This window comes from Phormidium pseudopriestleyi FRX01 (assembly GCF_017313335.1).
In the GTDB taxonomy this organism is placed as follows: domain Bacteria; phylum Cyanobacteriota; class Cyanobacteriia; order Cyanobacteriales; family Laspinemataceae; genus Laspinema; species Laspinema pseudopriestleyi.
Map to the genome: position 1 here is coordinate 1 of NZ_JAFLQW010000032.1, position 4,680 is coordinate 4,680.

4 protein-coding genes are annotated in these 4,680 nt (G+C 47.3%); 2 read left to right on the top strand and 2 right to left on the bottom strand.

All coding sequences use genetic code 11. The features are described from left to right. A partial coding sequence (locus tag J0895_RS01140) for an Rpn family recombination-promoting nuclease/putative transposase (protein WP_207086311.1) occupies positions 1 to 605 on the bottom strand: 605 nt, incomplete at its 3' end. A gap of 279 nt (positions 606 to 884) precedes the next feature. Between J0895_RS01140 and J0895_RS01145 the strand changes: the two genes are divergently transcribed. Both J0895_RS01145 and J0895_RS01150 read left to right on the top strand, forming a co-directional pair. Continuing rightward, a complete protein-coding gene (locus tag J0895_RS01145; RefSeq protein WP_207086312.1) occupies positions 885 to 2,594 on the top strand; it encodes an alpha/beta hydrolase in 1,710 nt (569 codons plus the stop codon). Positions 2,595 to 2,830: 236 nt separating this feature from the next. After that, on the top strand, positions 2,831 to 3,709 hold the full coding sequence (locus J0895_RS01150; protein ID WP_207086313.1) for an SPFH domain-containing protein: 879 nt from the start codon (positions 2,831 to 2,833) through the stop codon (positions 3,707 to 3,709). Here J0895_RS01150 and folP read toward each other — a convergent pair. Further along, positions 3,706 to 4,575 (bottom strand): dihydropteroate synthase, encoded by an 870-nt coding sequence (gene folP / locus J0895_RS01155; RefSeq protein ID WP_207086314.1) that lies wholly within the window; start codon positions 4,573 to 4,575, stop codon positions 3,706 to 3,708. The two genes, J0895_RS01150 and folP, sit on opposite strands and share 4 nt — an antisense overlap. Positions 4,576 to 4,680: the final 105 nt, after the last annotated feature.

The window sequence follows — 4,680 nt, forward strand, 5'->3', positions numbered from 1 at the left end:
AACATGGCGGCTATCTCCTCTCGACTTTTGGTGGTTAGCTTGTAAATAATGATGGTTTCGATGAGTTCGATGAGGTCCCGTTTGTGGTTGGGATTGGTGAGTTCGGTTCCGGCTTGGGCGATTAGGCGTTTGGCTGTTTCTACCGCAACCGTTTCCGGTTCTATAATTAGTTTAACGACTCCGATGCCTAATGTGCTTTCCTCTTCCGGTTCGAGTTCATCCAGGTAGATGCGGGTGACCCGATCGCAGTTGAGCAGTTCCTGAAATTGTAACTGGTCTTTAGGCTCAATGCGACGAGTGGGGTAAATGATGACGACTTGCCAGGGATTTCCTGGTTTGTATTGGCGCAGGTAGATAAAGAGTTCGGCAAAAATCCGATAGTAAAGCTCTTCATCGGGTTGAAATTGCACTTCGGTGAGGTAAAAGGGTCGGTTGGGTTCCTCATCGGTGGGCATGAATACCCCATCAATCCGAAAAGCCAATTGTTTGACTTCAATGGAGGTGAACTTATATGCACTGGCTTCTTGAATGGGACGATGAAGTAATTCAAAGAAGATAGGGGGATATTTTTGGAATATGGTATAAAAAATTGTGTCGGTTCTCATGGGCGTTGAAATAAGTTTGATTTGGGCATATCTCGTATCACTTGTTTTGATTTGTTGCTATTATTTTATCACAATTAATTATTTAAAATAACAATAAATAAAAATTTTATTTGTTGTTTAAAGTTAGATTGAAAAGTTAGGAATTGGCGGCAACAACTGGGGGACCCTTTTGGGAGTCAGGTGTTGTACGTTAGACTGGGGTTATGGAGTCGGGAACACCTGTGGATGTGGGGGGTTCAATCCCATTGACGATCGCTCGTAATTGAGAGGGTAAAACTTGTGAAACACACTCAAATCATCGGCAGGGATTCATCAGGAAAATTCTCGGGAAATTTTGGCCTTAATCGCCGGTTTAGAAAGTGGCATCACCGGGCGATCGCACCCATGATTTCGGCAATGCTGGCAGTCGCCTCCGGTGCAAATGTAGCCACTCTTGCCGCTGAAAGTTTGACCTTTCGTCTCGGTCCCTGGCAAGGTTCGATCTCCCTGGATGATTTAGAACAGTATGCCAGAACCGGCGAACTTCCCGGCAATCTTGCCATCCTAGGTCCCTTTTTACCTGCCGGATTGCAAGAGGTATTAGCGCAACGGGTAGAAATTGACCCAGACATTGGCGATCGCGCCCTGGATCGACTCATCAAATCCCCCCAAGGAAACCGCTTTGTTAGAGCAATTTTATTACTGGTTCCTGATAGCACCATTGACCAAATTAAAGATGCCATTAAACTCGTTGCCACCCAAGGAAATGGTTTCAGTTTATTAGGTATTTTAAAAGCATTACCCGGTGAAAATATTGTCTTTGATGCTACCTCAGCAATCGGCGTCGCATCCCGTCTGAATCTTCCTTATTTGGAAGGGCAAATTTTGCGATCGCGCTTAGAAAGTGACCTGGAACTAGAAACCGAACCCTTTTTCGCCAGCTTTGACCCCGCCTTACCCGGTTCCCAAATGGTTTCCCAGCAAACCCTCACCTTTCGCGATCGCCAGCGCAACCGCGAGATTACCACAGAAATCTATAGTGGAAATAATCCTCAAGGACCTCTAGCCGTTATTTCTCACGGATTTGCATCGAATCGCTTCTTATTAGAATATTTAGCCCAACATTTGGCATCCCACGGCATCACCGTTGTCTCTATCGAACATCCCGATACCAATGAGGCATCCGTCGCCAACCTACCCCTTACCCTCGACCCCACCAATCTCATCCCTGCTTCCGTCTTTTTAGATTTACCCAAAGATGTCAGTTTCGTACTCGATGAACTGGCAAAAATTAACCGGCAACCGGATTCTTTGGCCGGTCAATTTAATACCGAAGAAACCCTGGTTATCGGCCATTCTTTGGGGGGATATGCAACTTTAGCTTTAGCGGGGGGTGAGTTGAATTTAAATGAATTACGAGACTTTTGTGAAGGGGGGCGAAAATTGGGCCGATCGCCTGCGGATTTAGTCCAATGTGCCGCCACGGAATTACCCGGCAATCGGATCACCTTGCGCGATCGCCGGATTAAACAGGCAGTCGCCATTAATCCCGCCGTCGGCACCCTCTTCGGAGAGAAAGGACTCAGTAACATCAACATCCCAATTCTACTCGTCGCCAGCAGTGATGATTCCTGGACCCCGGCAGTTAATCATCAATTGCGACCCTTTACCCAACTGCGCGATCCGAAATATCTCCTCACCGCGATCGGGGCCACCCATTTCAGTACCACCGACCCCGATCGCCCCAGTCTCTTAGAACGAGAAACCGTCTTACCCGGCGAACCCACTCGGGAACAGACGGAAAACCTGCGGCAATTACTGCGCGGGGTCACCTTGGCATTTGTCAAGCAGCAGACCCCAGAAGCGCGGACTTATGCCCCGTTTTTAAGCGCTGCCTACGCGCAATCCCTGAGCACTGAAGAAACAGCCTTACGCCTAAATGAAACCCTCCCCACTCGCTTGGCGCGGTGGTTGGCAACCAGTGAAGCGGCCCTAGGGCGTTTGGATTGAGGAATTCACAAGGGCGATCGCATTCTGAGTTTAGGGGGCGATCGCCCTTGTACGGATGCTGAACCTGACCAAACCGATTACACTAGAGACAATACCTTTCTTAGAGATTTTTTCTCCCTATTCCTGAACCAAAAGGGTCAGGATTGCTTCAGGAATTAAACTCTCCCTCTGTTTGTCTAAGCTGGGTATAAAATTTCAGCCGGTTTCGTAATTATTTTTTGCAGTTATCATGAAATATGAATACATTTTTTGCCTTCATCGTTCCCTTAATTTTTGGCATTCTCGGTTATACCGTTAGCGCCGTTAAAGTCATTAATGAAGGAAACGAAGCCTTAGTGGAACGGTTAGGGAGATTTAATCGAAAACTGAATCCCGGGCCGAACTTAGTGTTTCCTTATGTCGAAAGTATCGTGGTAGAAGATACGACTCGGGAACAAGTTTTAGATGTCCCGCCTCAAAATGCCATTACTAAGGATAACGTCGCGATTAAAGTAGATGCGGTGGTCTATTGGAAAATTATGGACTTGCAGAAAGCTTTTTATGAAATAAACAACATTAATTTAGCGATTAAAAACCTCGTTTTAACCACCCTACGCTCTACTATTGGTCACATGGAATTGGAGCAAACTTTTTATTCAACTGAGGAGATTAATAAGCAGGTATTAAAAAGTTTAGATCAAGCTACTTTTAGTTGGGGAATTAAAGTTTTGCGGGTGGAGGTCCAAGACATTGACCCTCCCAAAACGGTTTTAGAATCAATGGAACTGCAACGGGCTTCGGAGATTCGCAAACGGGCAACAATTGTTGATGCTGAGGCAACGGCGGAGTCTGTGCAACTGATTTTAGAGTTGCTGCAACCCCAGATGACCACCACCGAAGTGATGAAATATTTGCTGGCTAAACGCTATGTGGATGCGAATGAAAAATTGAGTGAAAGTCCTAACTCTAAGGTGATTTTCATGGACCCGAAGGCGTTAAATGATACCCTATCGGAACTGATTTATATGCCAGAAATTGGGCAACATCTGAATAATCCGAATAATCCGAATAATCCTCCTCCCCCAGGAGGAAATCCTCCCCAAGGTAAGCCGGGAAATGGCTCGAATCCTACTTAAGTTTTGGGTCTATAAATGGCATCGGCAACCCGACAAACATCGTGCATTTCGGCTACGTCATGGATGCGGAGGATATCGGTACTGCCGGTGGCGATCGCAGCACAACAAGCGGCAGCGGTTCCCCAGACTCGCTGTTTGGGGTCGGGTTGGTTGAGCAAATGTCCGATAAAACTTTTACGAGAAGGGCCGACTAACAGGGGATAACCTAATTTTTGAAACTGGGACAGGTTTCTAATCAAGTCCAGATTTTGCTCGGAGGTTTTAGCAAATCCAATCCCAGGATCGAGGATAATCTGATGAGGTGCAATTCCGGCAGCGGTTGCCTTCTGAATTTGAACTGTGAAAAATTCGGTGATGTCGCCGATTAAATCCCGATAATTCGTAAGTTTTTGCATGGTTTCGGGAGTGCCTCGACTATGCATGAGAACGAAGGGGACACCTAATGCGGCGACTACGGAGAACATTTCTGGGTCCCGAGTACCGCCGGTGACATCGTTGACAATATCGGCACCCGCTTCTATGGCAGCTTTTGCCACGGGCGATCGCCAGGTATCGATGGAAATGGGACAGGTGGCGAAAGCGGGGTCTTCTCTGAGCGATCGCACTACAGGAACCACCCGATTTAGTTCCTCTGTCAGGGAGACTTCCAAGGCCCCTGGTCGCGTGGACTGGCCCCCAATGTCTAGGATATCGGCACCGGCGTTAATTAATGCCTTGCCATGAGTAACGGCAGTTTCCAGGGTGTTAAAGTCGCCGCCATCACTAAAACTATCCGGGGTGACGTTGAGGACAGCCATCAAATAGGTCCGCTGACCCCACACAAACGGGCGATCGCCAATCGTCAGCGGCAAGGGTTGATGATTCATCCGGGATTAATGACGTTTGAGAGTTAGGGGTTGGGGAGTGATTGACTACGAACTGGGGGGGATAACGACTGAAGTCGTTACTACGAACTAAGAAAGATAACGACT

What these genes read in the sequence shown, in the direction of transcription:
- J0895_RS01150 (WP_207086313.1), top strand. Translation starts at nt 2,831, where the DNA reads ATGAATACATTTTTTGCCTTCATCGTTCCCTTAATTTTTGGCATTCTC.
- folP (WP_207086314.1), bottom strand. Translation starts at nt 4,575, where the DNA reads ATGAATCATCAACCCTTGCCGCTGACGATTGGCGATCGCCCGTTTGTG.